An 18517-nucleotide genomic window follows, 5' to 3' on the forward strand; every position below is an offset into this window, starting at 1 on the left:
CCCCGGACCCACGGGCAGCCGGCCCAGGGGCCTCAGGACTCCTGCTCGTCCATGAGCTCCCGGACGTCCGCGACGGCTTCGCGGACGTCCGGGTGCGGGTCCTCGGCGAGCGGGTCCAGCAGTTCGGCGACGCCGGGCGTGGACCAGCCCTGGACCGCCCACACCAGTTCGCGGCGGACGGCCGGGTCCGGGTGGGCGGCCAGCCGGGCGAGGCGGTCCACCGGGCCGCGGCGGCGCAGGCCGAACCAGTGCAGGGCGTCCAGCAGGGCGGCCGGATCGCCGGGGTCGCCCGCGGCCTCGATCCGGGCGAGCAGGACGGGGACGGGCGGCGGCGGCCCGTCCAGCGGGTGCGGGTGGCGTTCGCGCAGCCGACGGCCGCCGTACTCGCCGCGGACCCGGCAGCCGACGCAGGTGCAGGGGCGGGTGCCGTGGGCACCGGGGAGGTAGCGCCAGCCGGCCACCTGCGGTACGGCGCGGATCCGGTGCACCTCACGCGCGCCGATCGCCCGCGGCACCACCACCTCCCAGCCGCGCGGGTCCGGCTGGGCGGCGACCCGGGCGACCGCCTCGGCGGCGGTCAGCCACTGCTGGGCGTCCTTGGCGCGGTCGCGGTAGTGCCCGACCAGCACCTCCTGCGCGTCGTCCAGCCGGACGTGCACCGCGGACAGCGCGCCCTTCGGCCCGAACCGGGCGAGTTCGCGCAGCCACTGGTGGGTGAGGGTGTAGGAGGGCAGCACGGGGAAGCAGTACACCCCGCGCACCCCGCCCTGGCCCCGACTGTCGGCCCGGATCCCGGCGCGGCGGATGCGCGGCGCGTTCGCCGCGGCCGTCAGGTGCACGAACATCGCCATGGGAGCGGATGTTAGTTGTCCGCGCGGCCCCGGCTCGACGGGTTTTCGGTCGGCGACGCGGTTCGTCGTGGCCCGGTGCGGCGGTCGATCAGGGCGGCCAGGCCGTCCAGGATGCGGGCCAGGCCGAAGTCCAGGGCCTGGTCGCGGCCGTCCGGGTCGGCCATCGCGGCGGCCACGGCGGGGTAGCGGTCGGCGTGCCGGTGGACCACCGTGCCGAGGGCGGCGAGGAGTTCGGCCTCGGGGGAGCCGTCCGGGCCCACCGCGCGGGCCTGTTCGGCGATGGTGCGCACGTGTCCGGCGAGCAGGACGGCGGCGTCCATCCGCTCGGCGCCGGTCAGTCCGTGGCCGTCGAGGGCGGCCACCACCCGTTCCAGCCAGGCGAGTTCCCGCGGGCCGAGCACCCGGGGGCCGAGGGTGGCGTCCAGCAGCCACGGGTGCCGGGCGATGGCCTCGGACAAGTGGTGTGCCCAGGCGGTGAGTTGATCCCGCCAGTCGGACCGCTCCGCAGATGCGGGCGGCTCGCCGAAGGCCGACTCGACCATCAGCGCGACGAGTTCGGCCTTGCCGGGGACGTACCGGTAGAGCGACATCTTGGTGAAGTCCAGCAGCCCGGCCACCTTCTGCATGGAGACGGCGCCCAGCCCTTCGGCGTCCGCGACCTCGACGCCCGCGGCGGCGATCCGCTCCAGGCTGAGGGCCGGCTTCGGCCCGCGGGTCGGTCGTGGGGGCTGTTCCCAGAGCAGCCGCACCGTGTCGTTCGCCGCCTCGCCCATCGCCTGCTCCCGTCCCGGGGGTTGCCCGTCCGCGCTAATTGCGTCTACCGTACACAGCAATGAACTGTGTCCCACGGACACAGTTACCTGACCCTCGAACGGAGTGGTTCCCATGAGTGCCTCCGCGCGCACCAGCGTGCTGATCTCGGGCGCGAGCATCGCCGGCCCCGCCCTGGCCCACTGGCTGAGCCGGTACGGCTTCGACGTCACCGTGGTGGAACTCGCCCCGGCGCTGCGCGGCGGCGGGCAGAACGTCGACTTCCGCGGGCGCACCCACCTCACCGTGCTGGAGCGGATGGGCGTGCTGGAGGAACTGCGCGCCCTGGGCACCGGCGGCAGCCCGATCACCTTCGTCGACCAGGACGGGCGCCGACTGCTGCACCTGCCCGCCGAGTTCGCGGGCGGCGAGCTGGAGATCCCGCGCGGAGAACTGGCCCAGGTGCTGTACCGGCACAGCGCAGCCCGCGCCGAGTACGTCTTCGGCGACTCCGTCGAGGCCCTGGAGGAGACGGCGACCGGGGTGCGGGTCGCCTTCCGGCGGGCCGCGCCGCGCGAGTTCGACCTGGTGATCGGTGCCGACGGGCTGCACTCCACCGTGCGGCGGCTCGCCTTCGGGCCCGAGCAGCGGTTCGTCCGCCACCTCGGCTACTACGCGGCCACCTGGCAGCTGCCCGCCGGCGGTGCGCTGCCGCCCGGCGGAACGGCCCTGAACGTCCCCGGCCGGATGATGTCCGTCGGCGCCGACCCGCGCGACCCGGGCCGGGCGGGCGCCTTCTGCCTCTTCGCCTCGCCCGAACTGCGCTACGACCGCCACGACACCCGGCAGCAAAAGGAACTGGTCCGCGCCGCCTTCGCCGGCCTCGGGTGGAAGGTCCCGGAACTGCTGCGCAGCCTGGACGACGCGCCCGAGCCGTACTTCGACTCGATCAGCCGCGCCGACGTCCCCGCCTGGTCCACCGGCCGGATCGCCCTGGTCGGCGACGCCGCCTGCGGGGCCACCATCGGCGGGATGGGCACCGGCACGGCGGTGGTGGCCGCGTACGTCCTGGCGGGCGAGCTGGCGCTGGCCCGCGGCGACCACCGGGCCGCCTTCGCCCGGTACGAGGGGCTGCTGCGCGACTATGCCCAGGGCTGCCAGAAGGGCGGGGACCGGACCGGCCCGTTCCTGGCGCCGCGCACCGCGGCCGGGCTGCGGCTGCGCAACGGGCTGCTCAACCGCCGGTGGGTGCTGAACCGGATGCTGGAGCTGGGGAAGCAGGTGTCGAGCGTCGAACTGCCGGACTACGGGGCGCTGTTGGCGGGGCGGTTCAGTGCGGCGGGCTGATCCGGTTGCCGTTGTCGAGCAGCGCCTCGACCTGGACGGCGCCCCGGGCGGGCCGTTCGACCGCGAGGGTGTGGTCCGGGGCCGGCCGGTCGGCCGACCAGTCCGGGCCCTTGACGGTCAGCCGGGTGACCCGCCGGCTGCCTGCCGCGAGCAGGTAGTCCGCGCCCTGCGGGGAGTGCCACCACGCCCAGGCGACGGTGTCCTGCTCGTACCGGCTGCACCCGCGGCCCGGTCCGCCGCCGGTGCGCTGCGGGCCCCGGGCGGCCGGCAGCAGCACGGCGGTGGTGGCGCTGCCCTCGCCGGTCCAGCGGTCGGCGCGCAGGCAGTACCAGGCGGCCGAGCCGGCGTTCTGCGGCAGCGGCTGCACCGCGAAGGCCCACAGGTTGAGCTGCTTGACGCCCGGTGTGCCGTCCGGCACCGCGCAGCCGGCCCGCGCCCAGGCCAGCAGGGCGTCCTGGCCGGTGGACTCGCCCGGCGAGCGGGCGGGCTGGGTGCGGTCCGGCGGCGGGGTGTAGGTGAGGTGGGCCGGGACGAGGCCGCCGAGATCGGCCAGCAGGAAGGTGTGCTTCTCGGCGATCACCGAGGAGGAGCGCAGCTGGAGCACGGTGGCGCCCCGGCAGTCCGCGAGCCCGCCGCCCGGCGCGGCCGGGGTGACCCCGTCGGGGTGGTCCAGCGGGCGGGCGGCGGTGTCGGGCTGGTCGATCCGGCGGGTCTCGGCGGTGTCCACCCAGGGTGCCAGCAGGTAGCGCAGGGCGGCGCCCCGGCGGCTCAGCACCACCGCGCCCGCCGTGGTCGGGTCCGAGTCGTCGGCCCGGGCGAGGTCCAGCCCGCCGCCGCTCCCGTCGCTCCCGTCATGCCCGCCGCTCCCGTCGGTCCAGCGGGCGATCCGGCGGCCGTCGTACAGCACGGCCACGCCGGTGCCGTCGACCGTCCCGGCGTACAGCAGCTGTGGTGGGGTGTCGGGCGGGGCGGTGTCCGTACCCGGCTCGGCCCGGGTCCGTGGGCCCGGCTGGGCCCAGGCGGCCAGGGCCCGGCCGAGCAGGGCCGCGTCCTCGCGCCGGTCGCCGCGGGCGGGCCAGGCGGTGAAGTCGATCCGCGCGGTGTGCTGCCAGGCGTCCGGCGCGACCCGGACCAGCCGGGCCGGGTCGGTGACGGCGCCCGGGGGCCGGACGGCCGACCGCGGGGCGCTGCTCGCCGGGGCGGAACCGCCGCCCAGTACCGCGGCCGTCGTGGTCAGCCCGAGCACCCCGACCGCCAGCGCGGCGGTCAGCGTACGGCGGCGGCGCAGCAGGTCGGTGGGCTGGACCCGGACGGCGCACGGGTCGAAGGCGAGCGGCTCCTCCTCGGGCCCGGCAGGGAGCTCGGCGGCCGCCGCGAGCGCCTCGGTGGGCCGCTCCACTCCGGCGGCGCGCAGCACCTCCAGCGCCTCCGGGCCGTCCAGCCCCTCGACCACGCGCAGCGCGAAGGCGGCCCGGGCCGGGGCGTCCAGGGCGGCGAGCGCGCGGTCCAGTGCCGCGTCCTGCTCGCCGCCGTGCGGGGTGAACAGCCGCAGGCCCCAGACCCGGGGCGCCAGCAGTCGCGCGGCCGGGCGCGGCCGCAGGGCGGCGCGCAGCACCCGTAGGCGCAGCGCTCCGTACACCTGGTCCGGGTCGGTGCCGGGGGTCGTCGGCGCGCTGTCGGCAGGCTCGGCGGAGGCAGGGGTGGCGCCGGAAGTGGTGCCGGGGGCGGGGGCAGGGGCAGGGGCGGTGTGGCGGGTCCAGCGGAACGGCAGGGCGCGCTGGACGGCCGCGTGCGCGGCGAGCACCCGGCTGTGCCGGTCCCGGTCGGCGGGCAGGGCGAGGTAGGCGAGCCGGACCAGCCTGCGGTAGTGGTGCACCAGCGCGGCCTCGGCCACCGCCACCGGGCGTGCCCGGCCGCCCCGGGCCGCCGGTTCCGCGCCCACCGTCCGTGCTGCCAACGGGCCCTCCCGGTGCCGATCGTGCTGTCGTGGTGGACGGTCCAACGACTCGATCATGTGATGGTTGCGCCGTTCGGGGTGTGCGGCGGGTTGCCGCGCGCCGTCCGACCCGTTCGACCCGTCTGACCGTCCGACCCGTCGGACCGGGCCTGCCGGTCGGCTCCGGTGCTCCGGGGTGGCCGGGCAGTTTCCCGTGTTGGAGGCGTGTTCGCAGGTCAGGGCCCTTGGTCCCACCCGTTCGGCCCCTTGGCCCCTGGCGCTCCGCGCGGCCTGGGGCCATGCTGCCGGTACCGGCCGGGACGATCCGCGCCCGATCGGACCAGCATTGTTGGACGAGGTGAACCGGCGTGCGGCATGCCACCGTCGAATCTGTGATGACCAGCCCCGTGGTCCGGATCGCGCCCGAGACCGGCTTCCGGGAGATCGTCGCGCTGCTGACCGACTACGACATCACCGGGGTTCCGGTGGTGGACCCGGACGGGCGGCCGCTGGGTCTGGTGTCGGAGGCCGACCTGCTGCGCACGCTGGCGGCGCAGGAGGACCCGGGCAGCCTGCTGCCCGCGCCCGAGTCGGCGAAGGCCGGGCCGGGCGGCGAGCTCACGGCGGCGGAGCTGATGACCGCGCAGCCGGTCTGCACCACGCCCGGCACCAGCGTGGTCGCGGCGGCCCGGCAGATGAGCCGGCACGGGCTCAAGCGGCTGCCGGTGCTGGACGAGGAGGGGCGGGTCATCGGGATGGTGAGCCGCGGCGACCTGCTGCGGGTGTTCCTGCGCGAGGACCGGGTGATCCGGCGGGAGATCGTCGAGGAGGTGCTCGGGCGGATCGACGGGGTGAGCCCGGCGGAGATCGGGGTGGAGGTCGACCAGGGGCGGGTGGTGCTCAGCGGCACCGTGCCCGAGGCGCACCTGGTGCCGATCGTGCTGAACCTGTGCCGCTCGGTGGACGGGGTGGTCTCGGTGACCGACCGGCTCCGGGCCGGGGGCGCCACCGCGTCGGTCGGCTGACCGGCTGCCTCATCCGGAGCGGTGACCCGGTGCAACACCCGACGATTTGCTTCGCATACTGCGGAGCGTATCGGGTAACTCACTCTGTGTGCCCGGCGGTTCGGACTGCCGGGGCGACGGAGCACTGGGGAGGCGGCCGTGGCGGTCGTGTTCGACGCGGACTTCACTTCGACCGGGCAGTGGGTCGCCGGGCGCAGCAGCGCATACCCCCGGATGGGGCCGACCAACCGGAGCGACCACAAGCTCGACTACCTGAGCCACGACTACTGCCCCGGTGGGCGGTTCACCGCCGTGCGGCGGCGCACCGGCGGGCTGTGGACGTGCAACCTGCTGACCACCGAGGGCAGTCCGGAGGGCTTCCAGGTCCGCACCGGGGACGTCCTGTCGGCGCAGGTGACGCTGCCCGTCCAGCTGGGCGCCTGGCCGGCGATCTGGACCTGGCGGGACGGCGGCAACGAGGTCGACCTCTTCGAGTACCACCCGGACAACCCGGACCTGCTGGAGATCTCCAACCACGTGCGGGGCGGCTTCCGTTACTGGCACGGCGGCGGCGTCGGGGTCGGCCCGGGGGCGAGCATCGGCCTGCGGGTGGTGCTCGGCGCGCACTCGGTGGACTGGTACGTCGAGGAGGAGCTGGTCTACGCGGACCTGCACGGGGTCGGGTCCGGCTGGCACGCCTACCTGATCGTCAACATGTCGGTGGCGGACGGGACGTACCACGCCCGGCCGCCGTTCGACGGGCCGGACCGGCTGAGCTGGGTCTGCGAGAGCCTGACGGTGGAACGCTGAGCGGTCCGGGGCGTTCGGGCGGGCGGGAGCGCTCGGGCCCTCGGGAGCGTTCGGGCCGGCGGGAGCGCGCAGGCCGTCCGGGGCGCTCGGGCTCTTCGGTGCGCCGGTGCCGCGCCACCGCGCCACCGCGCCACCGCGCCACCGCGCCGCCGCTACGGTGCGAAGCCGGCGGTGATCGGGCCGCCCGGTCCGGAGCGCTGGAACCAGACCGCGCGGCGGCGGGTGCCGATGTGCGCGGGGTCGGTGACGTAGAGGTCGTCACGCGGCGCGCGTTCGTTGCCGGGGGCCAGGGCGGCGTCCACGGCCCGGTCGGCGAGGGCGCGGAGCAGGGCGGCGGCGGTGGCCTCGGTGGCGGTGGGCGCGATCGCCAGGGCGGCGAGCTCGGCCCAGAGCGCGGTGGCGACGTAGGTGATCGGCGAGTGGTTGAGCGCCGGGTGGGGGTGCCCGTCGGTGTTGCGGCGGAGCAGCCCGGCCGCGACCAGCTGCTCGGGAGAGCGGTGGTCGTCGGGCGGATGGTGGTTCATGGACGGAAACGCTACCCCCGTGCGCGGGGCCGGTTCCGCAGGAACGTTTTCTCAGGCTTTCTTCACGACGCTTTGACCCGTCGCGGGCGCACGATGGTGGTAAGGCGCTGGTCACCCCGGGCAGCGCGGCAGCTCAGGCCGTACGACGCCCCGGTGGTCACGGCGTCGATCACCTCGACGGGCCCGCAGGGTCGGAGGAGGAGGACCTGATGAGGCACTGGCATTGGCACGGCTACGGGCCCGGCCACGGACCGGGCGGCTGGGGCATCGCCCTGATGGCGATCGTCTCGCTGCTCGTCCTGGCGGTGCTGGTGCTGCTGGCCGTCGCCCTGTTCCGCTACATCTCCCGCTCGCGGCAGCCGCTCCCGCACGGACCGGGCGGGACAGGGGTCGCGGGCCCCGGTTCCGGTGGACCGTACGGCTGGGGGCACGGCCCGACCCCGGAGCAGGTGCTCGCGGAGCGCTTCGCACGGGGTGAGATCGACGCGGAGGAGTACCGGCACCGCTTGGACACGCTGCGCTCGCCGGGTGGCCCCGGCGGGCCGGGCGGCACGAACGGCCCGGTCGGGCCTCCCGGGAGCTGACCGGGTGCCGGACTGACCGGGTGCCGGATCGGGGCACGGGACCGGGGGTGTCCGGGGGCAGGGGGCGGGGGGAGCGGCTGAGGCCCGCCGCACGTGAGGTGCGGCGGGCCTCGTCGCCGGGCGGGGCGGGCAGGCTCCGGGCGGATCGTTGGGCCCCGTCCGGAGCCTGCCAGGGGGAGCGGGTGTTACTCGACGACCAGCTCGACCGGGATGTTGCCCCGGGTGGCGCGGGAGTACGGGCAGACCTCGTGCGCCTGCTTGACCAGCAGCTCGCCGCCCTCGCCCGCGAGCGCCTCGGGCAGCTCGACGCGCAGCACGACGGCCAGCCCGAAGCCCGCGCCGTCCTTGCCGATGGACACCTCGGCGGTCACCGAGACCTCGCTGGTGTCCACCCGGGCCTGCCGGCCGACCAGGCCGAGGGCGCTGGCGAAGCAGGCGGCGTAGCCGGCGGCGAACAGCTGCTCGGGGTTGGTGCCCTGGCCGCTGCCGCCGAGCGCGGGCGGCATCGCGAGGGCGAGGTCCAGCTGGCCGTCCGAGCTGACGGCGCGGCCCTCGCGGCCGTTGGCGGTGGCGGCGGCGGTGTAGAGCGCGTCCATGGTTGGTCCCTTCGTGGTGCGCGGTCCGTGGTGTGTCGCGGTGCGCGGGGGCGGGCGGAGTCGTCCTGTTCCGGCGGCCGGCCGGTCCTCCGTGGAGGTCCGGCTGCCGACTGCTCCATAAGTAGAGCACGCAATTCAGTTGTGCACAACTAGATGGCGCGACGGCGATCGGTACCATGGGGTCATGACCACGCTCCCCGGCATGGCGGACGAGGAACTGCTCCGCCTCGACCAGCAGATCTGCTTCTCGCTCAACGCCGCCTCCCGCGCCTTCGGCGGCGTCTACCGGGTCCTGCTCCGGGACCTCGGGCTCACCTACCCGCAGTACCTGGTCATGCTGGTGCTCTGGGAGGACGGCGACCTGCCCGTCAAGCGGATCGGCGAGCGCCTGCGGCTCGACTCCGGCACCCTCTCCCCGCTGCTCAAGCGCCTGGAAGCGGCCGGACTGGTGCGCCGTGAGCGCAGCCCGGAGGACGAGCGGTCGGTGACCGTCAGCCTCACCGCCGAGGGGTCGGCGCTGCGCGAGCGGGCCGGGCAGGTGCCGCGCCGGCTGCTCACGGCGACCGGGCTGCCGGTCGAGGACCTGGCCGCGCTGCGGATGCTGCTGGAGCGGGTGACCGTGGCGCTGGACTCGGCGGACGTACAGCCGGCGCCGTAGGGCGGGGCCGTCGGGGCGGGTTCGTCGGGGCGGGGCTGTTGGGTCGGGGTGGTCGCCCTCGGCGGCGGGGTGGTTGCGGGGCTTGTCAAGCCGCTGTCCGAGCGAGTGTGATCTGGGTCACTCGGGGATGCGTGGGCGCCCGTTCGCGCCCGTGAACGGGCAGGTCAGCGGCCTTGTTCGAAAGTGAACAGAATTGTTCCCAATTGTCCGCCCGATCCGGTCGACAACCCGCCCCTCCCGGACGGTTACACCACGAGCCCCGAAACGGGCCGTCGGCGTGCCAACCGGTGGGCCGGCCAGCTGACCCAGGAGAAGGGGGCGCGTGTGAACACTCCCGGGCCGGGGGAGGAGCGGGGCCTTCGGGCGGACCCGCTCGACGACCTGCCGAACGACTTCGAGGCGTTCTTCACCCGCGAGAACACCGGCTACCTCCGCTACGCCCAGCAGCGCCTGCGCCACCGCGAGGACGCCCAGGACGCCGTGCAGAACGCCGGCACCACGCTCTACCGGAACTGGCGCCGGGCCCTGGCCAGCGCCGACCCGCAGGCCTTCGCCTTCAAGATCGTCAAGGACGCGGTGGTCGACGTCCTGCGCGAACGCGGCCGGGCCGAGCGCAAGCGGCTCCGGGTGATCGCCCAGCGCCGCCCCGACACCAGCCAGGACGAACTGGAGGAGCTCGCCGAACTGGACGCGCTGGACTGGGCGATGGACGCCCTCGCGCGCGCCGCGCCCGTCCAGGCCGACGTGGTCCGGCTGCGCCAGGCGGGCACCTCCTACCACGACATCGGCCGGGCGCTCGGCATCGCCCACACCACCGCCCGCACCTACTACAGCCTCGGGCGGCGCCACCTGGAGTACCTGCTGGAACACCCGGACGACGGGCAGGCGACATGAGGGTCATCGAGCTGCTGCGCGCACACGCCGCCGAGCTGGACGAGGAGTTCCGCGACCACGACCCGGTGGCCTTCACCCGCCGGCTGGCCGAACGGCTGGCCGCCGCCCGCCGGCCCACCCCGACCGGTCGCGAGCGCCCCGCCCGGCCCCCCGCCGTCGCCCGGCCGCCGCACGCCGGGGCCGCCGGGGACCACCTCCGCTCCGGTGGGCGGGCCGAACTGCGGCGGGACCTGCGCCACCTGTGCGCGGGGGTGGCGGGCGCGGTCGAGCCCGGTGAACTGGCCCTGGACCTCGAACTCGCCGAGAAGGCCGCCTTCCGCACCCTCGGCTGCCTGCTCTACGGCATGGGCCGCACGGCGGACGGGGTCTTCTGGTGGCGGATCGCCGCCCAGTACCGCGACCAACTGGCCGTCCACTGCCTGGCCGTCCACTACGCCGCCGAGGGCGAGTGGGGCGACGCGGCGCGCTGGGCCGCCGAGGCCGAGGACCTCAGCGACCCGGGGCGGCTGCCGGAACTCGCCCCGGCGGTACGGCCGGGCTGCGCCGCCGAGCTCACCCGGCTGTTGGCGGAGCGGTACGACGGGGAGATCCTGCTGACCCTGCGGGACACCGTGGCGGCGTCGCCGACGGCGCCCGGGGCGGCGACCGGGGCGGTGACCGGGGCAGGTCCGCTGGGCGCCCACCCGGTGCGCGGGCGGGGGGCGGTGCGGATCCGCTGAGGGGTGTCGGTCTCGGGGGCAGTGGGGGAGGTGCGGGAACGGGCGGGGGGGGGGGGGGGGGGGGGGGGGGGGGGGGGGGGGGGGGTTGGGTGTTGGGGGGGGGGGGGGGGGGGGTGTGGACGCGTTCGCTTCTCCTGCTGTGTTTTTCTGCCCCCCCCCCGGCCGTTTTTCGGCGCGTTGCCGGTCCGGCGCGTTGCCGTTCCGGTACCCGTCGGTCGAGTGCCCGTAGGTCAGTCGGTGCCGGACTCGATCGCCGCGTGGTCCAGCGCGGTGGACTCGGCCTCGTCGCCGGTGCCCGCCGCGATCGGCGCCGCACCGCCCGGGGTGAGCTCGCCGATCAGGCCGGTCCACGGCGCCAGCTGGCCGTGACCCGCGTACTGCTCCAGCTTGCTGCGGGAGTCGGCGATGTCCAGGTTGCGCATGGTCAGCTGGCCGATCCGGTCGTCCGGGACGAAGGCGGCGTCGACGCTGCGCTCCATCGACAGCTTCTCCGGGTGGTAGCTGAAGTTCGGGCCCTGGGTGTCGATCACCGAGTAGTCCTGGCCCCGCCGCAGCCGCAGCGTGACGCTGCCGCTGACGGCCTGGCCGACCCACTTCTGCAGGCTGTCCCGCAGCATCAGCGACTGCGGGTCGAACCAGCGGCCCTCGTACATCAGCCGGCCGAGGCGCCGGCCCTGGCTGTGGTAGGTGGCGAGGGTGTCCTCGTTGTGGATCGCGTTCAGGAGGCGCTCGTAGGCGATGTGCAGCAGCGCCATGCCGGGGGCCTCGTAGATGCCGCGGCTCTTGGCCTCGATGATCCGGTTCTCGATCTGGTCCGACATGCCGAGACCGTGCCGGCCGCCGATCAGGTTGGCCTCGTGCACCAGCGCGACGGCGGAGTCGAACTCACGGCCGTTGATCCGGACCGGCCGGCCGAACTCGAACTCGACCGTGACGTCCTCGGTCCGGATCTCGACGGCCGGGTCCCAGAAAGCGACGCCCATGATCGGGGCGACGATCTCCATCGAGGTGTCCAGGTACTCCAGCCGCTTGGCCTCGTGGGTGGCGCCCCAGATGTTGGCGTCGGTGGAGTAGGCCTTCTCGGCGGAGTCCCGGTACGGGAGGTCACGCTCGGCCAGCCACTCGGACATCTCCTTGCGGCCGCCGAGCTGGTCGACGAAGTCCTGGTCCAGCCACGGCTTGTAGATCCGCAGGTTGGGGTTGGCGAGCAGGCCGTAGCGGTAGAACCGCTCGATGTCGTTGCCCTTGTAGGTGGAACCGTCGCCCCAGATCGAGACGCCGTCCTCCTGCATGGCCCGGACCAGCAGGGTGCCGGTCACGGCGCGGCCGAGCGGAGTGGTGTTGAAGTAGGTCTGCCCGGCGGAGCGGATGTGGAAGGCGCCGCAGGCCAGGGCGGCCAGACCCTCCTCGACCAGCGGGGCCCGGCAGTCGATCAGGCGGGCCTGCTCGGCGCCGTAGGCGCGGCCACGGGCCGGGACGTCGGCGAGGTTCGGCTCGTCGTACTGGCCGATGTCGGCCGTGTAGGCGTAGGGGACGGCACCGTGCTCGCGCATCCACGCGACCGCGACGGAGGTGTCCAACCCACCCGAGAATGCGATGCCGATCCGTTCACCGACCGGCAGCTTGCTCAAGACCTTCGACATGCATGCACCCTTGACCCACCCGCGGTGCGGGCTCCTGATTTAGCGACGTGTGAGGGGATTCGGCCTGATTGATCCGATGCCCGCACTCTGGCATAGATTTGCAGAGTACCGCAAGAGCATACGGACGCGTCGACCGGGGCGGCAGCTCCGGAGGGCGACTCCAGACGGTCGGGGCCGACCACAACTCCCTTGGGCGGAGCGGGGTTTGGCGGGTGCGGCGGGAGGCGCGGCGTCGGGGTGCGGCGGGGAGGACGACGGGACGGCGCAGGGCCGGACTCCCGGGGGAGTCCGGCCCTGCGGTGGTCCGGGGGAGGCGGGGGTCAGGCCTTGCGGCCCACGCCCGCGTACATCCAGCGGGTCGAGTCCGCCGTCGGCCCGTCCGGGCGCCAGAGCGGGACGAAGTCCACGCCCGGTTCCAGCGCCTCCCAGCCGGTGAGGAAGGCCTCCACCTCGGCCCGGCCCCGGAGCCGGATGCGCGAATCGGTGTCGTCCCAGGTCTTCACGACCTCGGCGGCCCGCTGCGGATTGCCCTCGGCGGTGCTGTGCGAGAGCAGCAGGAAGCTCCCCGGGGCGACGCGGTCGTGGACGGCCTTGACCGCCGCGGCGGCCTGGTCGTCGTCGACGAAGTGCAGGACGGCCATCAGCAGGACGGCGACCGGTTGGGAGAGGTCGATCAGCTCGCGCAGCGCGGGCCGGTCGAGCAGCTCGTCGAGGTCGCGCAGATCGCCGGTGAGCACGGTGGTGGAGTGGTTGCTGGCGAGCAGCGCCCGGCCGTGGGCGAGCACGATCGGGTCGTTGTCGATGTAGACCACCCGGGACTCCGGGGCCAGCTCCTGCGCGACCTCGTGCACATTGCCCTGGGCGGGCAGACCGGAGCCGATGTCGATGAACTGGCGGACACCGGCCTCGACGCAGAGCCGGACGGCGCGGCGCAGGAAGGCGCGGTTCTCCCGGGCGGCCTGCGGGACGTCGGGCGCGGCGGCTATCGCGTGCTCGGCGGCGGCCCGGTCGGGCGGGAAGTTGTCCTTGCCGCCCAGCCAGTAGTCGTAGATCCGGGCCGGGTGGGGCCGGTGGGTCTGGAGCATCACCGGGTCGACGAAGCCCGCCGGATCGGTCACGTCCGCAGGGCTCGTGGCGTTGTCGAACTCGGGCATCGGGTCCCCTCCGTTTGGCCTGATCAACGGTCACCAGAAGCTGGCAGCCAGCCGGTTGATCGGTTCTGCATCGTACCCGGCCCACTGGGAAGGACGATCAGGGGCCCTGGTCCGGTTCACCGGGAGACTGGGCGGAGCTGCGGGCACGGGCAGTGGGTCGGTTGCCGGCCCGGGCGCGGGTGCGGAGCCAGGGGGTGCGGGCGGCGAGGATGCCGAGGGCCAGGGCCACCAGGTGGCCCGCGTCGGCCAGTTGCTGGTCCGCCGCCCAGGCGACGGCCAGTACCAGGGCGAGGAGCGGCAGGCCGTACCGGCGCAGCGCGCGCGGGCCCAGGGCGAGCAGGCAGCCGATGGTGGCGACCAGCCCGTAGCTGATCCCGACGTCCCGCGCGCGGGAGAGCGCCCCCGGGATCCGGGCGGTCAGCATCACCCACATGGCGCCCTCGGTGAGCAGGGTGGCGCCCAGGTGCCCGAAGACGAACACCGCGCCCGCGCGGGCCGGGCCCCAGCGCCACTCGGCCAGGCCCAGGGCGATCGCGACGGCGGCGATGCCGGCCCAGGCCGGGACCCCGTCGACCACCAGGCCGCTGGTGAACATCGTCCACCACTTGCCCACCTCCATGTGGTGGACGTTGCTGCTGTTGTGCCGGATGAACCGGGCCCGCTCGGCGTGGCCCTGGGTGGCGAGCCAGGCGGCGGTGACGGTCAGCAGGACGACGTAGACGGAGGTGAGGCGCAGCCGGAGGGCGGCGGTGCGGGCGGTCGCCGCGAGCGAGGCCCGGCCGCCGGTGGCCGTTCTGTCGGTGGCCGTCGCGCTGGTGGCCGTCCCGACGGTGTGTGTTCTGTCGGTGGCTGTTCTGGGGGCAGACGTCCGGGAGGTGGCGGTGTCGGTCGGCTTCGTCGTTCCGAGGCGGTCCCTCATCGTGCCTGGCGCCCTTTGCGTGCGGTGTCCGGTGTCCGGTGCCCGGCGGCCCCGTGGGCGGCCGGAGAGCCAGCCTACGGCAGTCGGGCGGGGCCGCCCCGTCGACGGTTTCCCGGGCGGAGGCCGGGCGCGGATGGTGTCGGGCCGGTCACCCGAACGGGCCGTCGCGGCGGCGGGCGGCGGCCGGGGCGGGCCAGGGTGAGGAGGGGGCCGTCGAGGAGGAGGGGGCCGTCGAGGAGGCGCCGATGACCGGCAGCACCACCGGCGTGCCGCAGGTGCACCAGGGGCCCTGGTGGGCGCGCGCGGCCCGGGCGGCGTTGCGCTACGTCCGGCGCGCCCCCGGCACCTACATCTGGCTGGCGATCCTGCTGGTCACCACCGAGGTGATCCGGCACGTCGACCCGGTGACCGCCGACCGGATCCTGCAGCGGCGTTCGACCAATCTGCACCACCTCCAGGTTTCACCCGGTCGGGTGCTGCTGACCAGCGCGATGTGGATCGCGGGCGGCGGCTGGCTGAGCTACTTCGCGCTGTACAACCTCTTCCACGTGCCCGCCGAGCGCTGGCTGGGCACGCTGCGCTGGCTGTCGGTGGCGGTGCTGGCGCACGTCGGGGCGACCTACCTCAGCGAGGGGGTGCTCGGCTGGGCGATCCACCGCGGCCTGGCGGCGCCGAAGGCCGTCTACACGCTCGACTACGGCGTGAGCTACGCGCTGGCCGGGGTGGTCGGGGTGCTCAGCTACCTGATCGTGCGGCCCTGGCGGTACCTCTACGTGGTGGGCGTACTCGCCGTGTACGTCTACGGCGTCCACCAGAGCCGGGACTACACCAGCATCGGCCACCTCAGTGCGGCGCTGATCGGACTCGCCTGCTATCCGATCACCCGGGACCGGCCTGGGTCTTTCGATCCGGCCGCCGTGGTGCGGGAGTCGTGGCGGCGGGCGCGGGGGTGGCGGCTGTGTGGGTGGCGGGTGCGCGGGCGGTGAGGGGGGCCGTCGGACCCGAGGCGCTCGGGCAGTCGGGCATCCCGGCAGTCGGGCATCCCGGCATTCGGTGAATGCCAACTGTTCGAAACGGTAAGGGTCTTAACCATCTCTTACCGTTCGGGTCTTCCCCCGGGCGGGTGCACCGGACAGGCTTACCCCCTGTTCAGCCGGGGTCGCGCGACCGCGCGGCCGGCCACAGGGGAGGACCGCACTCGTGCCCATCAGGCAACGCCGTCGGCTGCTGCTCAGCGCCGTCACGCTCACCGCTCTCGGACTGACCACCAGTCAGGCGCTCGCCGCGCCTTCGCCGTCCGCATCGCAGCCCTGGCAGGTGCGCCACCAGGCGGACGTCGGGAAGCAGCACGCGAAGAAGGTCCGGGGCGCCACCACCGCCTCGACCGCCCCCCGCTCGACCGCCGCCCCCGAGGCCGACTCGCCCGGGGACGGCGGAGACGAGGTGGAGAACTCCGCCGAGGGCGTCGCCCAGTACACCGAGGCGCGCACCGCGCCGGGTGTCGTGGCGCCGGGCGCCTACGGCGCGGCCTGGGCGCAGTTGAAGTCGATGCCGCACACCGGCGGCACCTGGGACCACGTCACCGACAAGCCGTACAACTCCGACGACCCGCGCTACCGGGACGTCAACTCCAACTCCAGCGGCGGCGCCGGACTGGTGACCGGCCGGATCACCGGCATCGCGGCCGACAGCGACGGCTACGTGTACGCCGGCGGTGCCAATGGCGGGGTGTTCCGCTCCCGTACCGGCGGCGGCCGGTGGGAGCCGATCGCCGACAAGCTGCCCACGCTCTCCACCGGCACCCTGAACCTCGACGGCGGCGGCCGGCTCTGGTACGCCACCGGCGAGTCCAACACCGGGGCCACCTCGTACGTCGGCACCGGTGTGTACGTGCTGTCCGACCCGCAGCGCGGCACGTTCCAGCCCCGCAACCGGGTGGGCGGGCCGGAGCTGGAGTCGACCATCATCCACGCGCTGCGCTTCGGCGGCGGCAAGGTGTGGGCGGCGACCAGCCGCGGTGTGTGGAGCCACTCGACCTCCGACCTGTCGGGGCCGTGGACGCTGGAGTTCGCGCCCAACCCGGACTACCTGCCGGGCGGTTCGCTGGCCAAGGACCCGAGCGCGCCGTACAAGAACATCGCCAACGACATCGCGATCGACCCCAAGGACCCGTCCAAGGTGGTCCTGGCGGTCGGCTGGCGCGGCGGCGACACCTACAACGGCTTCTACAGCAAGGCGGCGGACGGGAGTTGGCAGCGCGTCGGCGCGCTGGGTGACCTGCCGTCGGACGCCGCGAACGTCGGCAACGTGACCTTCGCGCGGTCGGCGGACGGCTCGCGCTACTACGCGATCGACCAGTCGCCCGATGTCGCCGCGCACAACCCGGACACCGGGCTCAAGGGCATCTACGTCTCCAAGTCCGGTTCGCCGTACGGTCCGTGGACGCTGGTCGCGGACAAGGACAAGCTCAAGGCGTCCGGCTCCGCGCTCCAGGATCCGGGCTACCAGCCCGGCATCCAGGCCTGGTACAACCAGTCGCTCCAGGTCGACCCGGCCAACCCGGACCACGTCTACGCGGGCCTGGAGGAGGTCTTCGAGACCACCGACGGCGGCAACGCGTGGGCGACGGTCGGGCCGTACTGGAACAACGGCTTCCCGTGCTGGAGCATCGACCCGAGCAAGCAGACCGGCGACTGCTCGCCGACCACCCACTCCGACCAGCACGCCGTCGCCTTCGGCAGCTACCAGGGCAAGGTGAACGTCTACGTCGGCAACGACGGCGGCATCTACCGGCGCCCGGGCAAGGGGCAGTTGGACGCCTGGGGCCACGGCAAGGACTGGACGCCGCTCAACGACGGCACCATGGACACCCTCCAGTACTACTCGGTCGGCGTCGGCAAGGACCCGGCGGACAGGTCCGGCAAGGGCGTCATCGTCAGCGGCGGGCTCCAGGACAACGGCGAGTCCGTCCTGCGGGCGCACGACAAGGTGATGGGCTCCAACTTCGGCGGGGACGGCGGCGACACCCTGGTCGACCCGGCCAACGGCTGCAACATCGCCGAGGAGTACGTCTACCTGGACATCTGGGTCACCCAGAACTGCGCGGTCAACGACGGCAGTTGGACGAAGGACCCGAGCAAGGCCACTTCCTACGAGGTCGCCCCGCCGGACAAGGACACCAACGCCGCCCGGTTCATCGCGCCGATGACCGCCGACCCCAGGGACGCCAACACCTGGATCGCCGGCGGCCGGCACGTCTGGGTGCAGCACAAGGGCTACGCGATCCGCAGCGGCAGCGAGTGGACCTCCGCCTACGACCTGGGCGCCGGCCACGTGGCCACCGCCGTCGCCACCGTCAACGGCACGGTGTACGCGGGCTGGTGCGGCCCGTGCAACAACCAGGGGTTCAGCCGTGGCATCGCGGTCGGCAACATCGACGGCACCGGCTGGCACCAGCTGAACCTGCCCGTCGACGGGACCGTCCCGAACCGGTACATCTCCTCCTTCGCGGTGGACGAGAAGGACGCCCGGCACGTGCTGGTGGCCGTCAACGGCTTCTCGCGCACCTGGACGGAGGGCCCCGGCGCGGGCACCGGCCACCTCTTCGAGACCCGTGACGGCGGCGCCACCTGGACCGACGTCTCGGCCAACCTGCCCGACGTCCCGGCGACTTCGGTGAAGCTCCTGCCCGACGGCGGCCTCGCCCTCGGCACCGACCTCGCCGCGTTCTACCGGGCCCCGGGCGAGAGCCGGTTCTCGGTGCTCGGCCGCAACCTGCCGACCACGGCGGTGCAGCAGCTCAAGCCGGGCCCCGACGGCCGGCTCTACGCGGCGACCTTCGGGCGCGGCATCTGGTCGATCGACCCGCGCGAGCTCGGCCGGGACGGAGACGACCAGGGCGGCAACAGCCAGGGTGAGAACGGTCAGGGCGGCAACGGCCAGGGCGGCAACAGCCAGGGCTGACCGTCCTCAGGGCTGACCGTCCGTTCATGCGCCGGTGGGGGGGGGGGGGGGGGGGGGGAGGGGGGGGGGGGGGGGGGGGGGGGGGGGGGGGGGGGGGGGGGGGGGGGGGGGGGGGGGGGGGGGGGGAGAGGGGGAGGGGTAGGGGGGGGGGGTGGGTGCTCAGCT

The 18517-nt window shown here is 74.5% G+C and carries 17 protein-coding genes; 9 read left to right on the plus strand and 8 right to left on the minus strand.

All coding sequences use genetic code 11. The features are described 5' to 3' along the window. Positions 1–32: 32 nt before the first annotated feature. Together ACZ4W5_RS11905 and ACZ4W5_RS11910 are read right to left on the minus strand one after the other, a co-directional pair. On the minus strand, positions 33–851 hold the full coding sequence (locus ACZ4W5_RS11905; protein ID WP_465654051.1) for a HEAT repeat domain-containing protein: 819 nt from the start codon (positions 849–851) through the stop codon (positions 33–35). Between the two features lie 11 nt (positions 852–862). Next, positions 863–1624 carry a TetR/AcrR family transcriptional regulator gene (locus ACZ4W5_RS11910; protein ID WP_465654052.1) on the minus strand — a complete coding sequence of 254 codons (762 nt, stop codon included), beginning with the start codon at positions 1622–1624 and terminating at the stop codon, positions 863–865. Positions 1625–1736: 112 nt separating this feature from the next. Between ACZ4W5_RS11910 and ACZ4W5_RS11915 the strand changes: the two genes are divergently transcribed. Beyond that, entirely contained in the window at positions 1737–2948 is a 1212-nt protein-coding gene (locus tag ACZ4W5_RS11915; protein ID WP_465654053.1) for an FAD-dependent monooxygenase, read from the plus strand. Here the strand turns inward: ACZ4W5_RS11915 and ACZ4W5_RS11920 are convergent. Next, positions 2932–4905 carry a hypothetical protein gene (locus ACZ4W5_RS11920; protein WP_465654054.1) on the minus strand — a complete coding sequence of 658 codons (1974 nt, stop codon included), beginning with the start codon at positions 4903–4905 and terminating at the stop codon, positions 2932–2934. The genes ACZ4W5_RS11915 and ACZ4W5_RS11920 overlap by 17 nt on opposite strands. Before the next feature lie 374 nt (positions 4906–5279). On the opposite strand from ACZ4W5_RS11920, the gene ACZ4W5_RS11925 reads away from it, so the two are divergent. Together ACZ4W5_RS11925 and ACZ4W5_RS11930 are read left to right on the plus strand one after the other, a co-directional pair. Beyond that, positions 5280–5909: a CBS domain-containing protein gene (locus ACZ4W5_RS11925; RefSeq protein WP_360245448.1), complete on the plus strand. Its 630-nt coding sequence runs from the start codon at positions 5280–5282 to the stop codon at positions 5907–5909. Positions 5910–6047: 138 nt separating this feature from the next. Then, positions 6048–6698, plus strand: a complete 651-nt coding sequence (locus ACZ4W5_RS11930) for a LamG domain-containing protein (protein WP_360245451.1) — start codon at positions 6048–6050, stop codon at positions 6696–6698. A 152-nt stretch (positions 6699–6850) separates the two neighbouring features. On the opposite strand, the gene ACZ4W5_RS11935 is transcribed toward ACZ4W5_RS11930, so the two are convergent. Then, positions 6851–7222 carry a hypothetical protein gene (locus tag ACZ4W5_RS11935; protein ID WP_360245454.1) on the minus strand — a complete coding sequence of 124 codons (372 nt, stop codon included), beginning with the start codon at positions 7220–7222 and terminating at the stop codon, positions 6851–6853. A gap of 209 nt (positions 7223–7431) precedes the next feature. On the opposite strand from ACZ4W5_RS11935, the gene ACZ4W5_RS11940 reads away from it, so the two are divergent. Next, positions 7432–7806 (plus strand): SHOCT domain-containing protein, encoded by a 375-nt coding sequence (locus ACZ4W5_RS11940; RefSeq protein WP_465654055.1) that lies wholly within the window; start codon positions 7432–7434, stop codon positions 7804–7806. A gap of 185 nt (positions 7807–7991) precedes the next feature. On the opposite strand, the gene ACZ4W5_RS11945 is transcribed toward ACZ4W5_RS11940, so the two are convergent. Then, a complete protein-coding gene (locus tag ACZ4W5_RS11945) occupies positions 7992–8402 on the minus strand; it encodes an organic hydroperoxide resistance protein (RefSeq protein WP_360245460.1) in 411 nt (136 codons plus the stop codon). A 184-nt stretch (positions 8403–8586) separates the two neighbouring features. Here ACZ4W5_RS11945 and ACZ4W5_RS11950 point away from each other — a divergent pair, with 184 nt between their 5' ends. The 3 genes from ACZ4W5_RS11950 to ACZ4W5_RS11960 all read left to right on the plus strand — a co-directional run bounded on the left by ACZ4W5_RS11950 (position 8587) and on the right by ACZ4W5_RS11960 (position 10673). Beyond that, a complete protein-coding gene (locus ACZ4W5_RS11950) occupies positions 8587–9060 on the plus strand; it encodes a MarR family winged helix-turn-helix transcriptional regulator (RefSeq protein WP_360245463.1) in 474 nt (157 codons plus the stop codon). A gap of 324 nt (positions 9061–9384) precedes the next feature. Beyond that, positions 9385–9954 (plus strand): RNA polymerase sigma factor, encoded by a 570-nt coding sequence (locus ACZ4W5_RS11955; RefSeq protein ID WP_402480131.1) that lies wholly within the window; start codon positions 9385–9387, stop codon positions 9952–9954. Then, positions 9951–10673, plus strand: coding sequence for a hypothetical protein (locus ACZ4W5_RS11960; protein WP_465654056.1), 723 nt, complete (start codon positions 9951–9953; stop codon positions 10671–10673). The genes ACZ4W5_RS11955 and ACZ4W5_RS11960 overlap by 4 nt, the downstream gene beginning before the upstream one ends. A 230-nt stretch (positions 10674–10903) precedes the next feature. Here the strand turns inward: ACZ4W5_RS11960 and argG are convergent, their stop codons facing one another. The 3 genes from argG to ACZ4W5_RS11975 form a co-directional block, all read right to left on the minus strand. Then, positions 10904–12316 carry an argininosuccinate synthase gene (argG, locus tag ACZ4W5_RS11965; RefSeq protein ID WP_402480125.1) on the minus strand — a complete coding sequence of 471 codons (1413 nt, stop codon included), beginning with the start codon at positions 12314–12316 and terminating at the stop codon, positions 10904–10906. Positions 12317–12636: 320 nt separating this feature from the next. After that, positions 12637–13470, minus strand: coding sequence for an SAM-dependent methyltransferase (locus tag ACZ4W5_RS11970; RefSeq protein ID WP_360229006.1), 834 nt, complete (start codon positions 13468–13470; stop codon positions 12637–12639). A gap of 97 nt (positions 13471–13567) precedes the next feature. Continuing rightward, a complete protein-coding gene (locus ACZ4W5_RS11975) occupies positions 13568–14389 on the minus strand; it encodes a rhomboid-like protein (protein ID WP_465654057.1) in 822 nt (273 codons plus the stop codon). A 245-nt stretch (positions 14390–14634) separates the two neighbouring features. Between ACZ4W5_RS11975 and ACZ4W5_RS11980 the strand changes: the two genes are divergently transcribed. Together ACZ4W5_RS11980 and ACZ4W5_RS11985 are read left to right on the plus strand one after the other, a co-directional pair. After that, on the plus strand, positions 14635–15375 hold the full coding sequence (locus tag ACZ4W5_RS11980; RefSeq protein ID WP_360229012.1) for a rhomboid-like protein: 741 nt from the start codon (positions 14635–14637) through the stop codon (positions 15373–15375). A 214-nt stretch (positions 15376–15589) separates the two neighbouring features. Continuing rightward, complete coding sequence (locus ACZ4W5_RS11985; RefSeq protein WP_465654058.1) at positions 15590–18352, plus strand: glycosyl hydrolase; 2763 nt, start codon at positions 15590–15592, stop codon at positions 18350–18352. The last annotated feature ends 165 nt before the right edge of the window (positions 18353–18517 follow it).

Source organism: Kitasatospora sp. NPDC029367 (assembly GCF_055569135.1).

Excerpts from the sequence above, each read along its gene's own strand:
- ACZ4W5_RS11925 (WP_360245448.1), top strand. The coding sequence starts at position 5,280 with ATGACCAGCCCCGTGGTCCGGATCGCGCCCGAGACCGGCTTCCGGGAG.
- ACZ4W5_RS11975 (WP_465654057.1), bottom strand. The coding sequence starts at position 14,389 with ATGAGGGACCGCCTCGGAACGACGAAGCCGACCGACACCGCCACCTCC.
- ACZ4W5_RS11905 (WP_465654051.1), bottom strand. The coding sequence starts at position 851 with ATGGCGATGTTCGTGCACCTGACGGCCGCGGCGAACGCGCCGCGCATC.
- ACZ4W5_RS11945 (WP_360245460.1), bottom strand. The coding sequence starts at position 8,402 with ATGGACGCGCTCTACACCGCCGCCGCCACCGCCAACGGCCGCGAGGGC.
- ACZ4W5_RS11940 (WP_465654055.1), top strand. The coding sequence starts at position 7,432 with ATGAGGCACTGGCATTGGCACGGCTACGGGCCCGGCCACGGACCGGGC.
- ACZ4W5_RS11950 (WP_360245463.1), top strand. The coding sequence starts at position 8,587 with ATGACCACGCTCCCCGGCATGGCGGACGAGGAACTGCTCCGCCTCGAC.
- ACZ4W5_RS11980 (WP_360229012.1), top strand. The coding sequence starts at position 14,635 with ATGACCGGCAGCACCACCGGCGTGCCGCAGGTGCACCAGGGGCCCTGG.
- ACZ4W5_RS11970 (WP_360229006.1), bottom strand. The coding sequence starts at position 13,470 with ATGCCCGAGTTCGACAACGCCACGAGCCCTGCGGACGTGACCGATCCG.
- ACZ4W5_RS11915 (WP_465654053.1), top strand. The coding sequence starts at position 1,737 with ATGAGTGCCTCCGCGCGCACCAGCGTGCTGATCTCGGGCGCGAGCATC.
- ACZ4W5_RS11960 (WP_465654056.1), top strand. The coding sequence starts at position 9,951 with ATGAGGGTCATCGAGCTGCTGCGCGCACACGCCGCCGAGCTGGACGAG.
- ACZ4W5_RS11910 (WP_465654052.1), bottom strand. The coding sequence starts at position 1,624 with ATGGGCGAGGCGGCGAACGACACGGTGCGGCTGCTCTGGGAACAGCCC.
- argG (WP_402480125.1), bottom strand. The coding sequence starts at position 12,316 with ATGTCGAAGGTCTTGAGCAAGCTGCCGGTCGGTGAACGGATCGGCATC.
- ACZ4W5_RS11935 (WP_360245454.1), bottom strand. The coding sequence starts at position 7,222 with ATGAACCACCATCCGCCCGACGACCACCGCTCTCCCGAGCAGCTGGTC.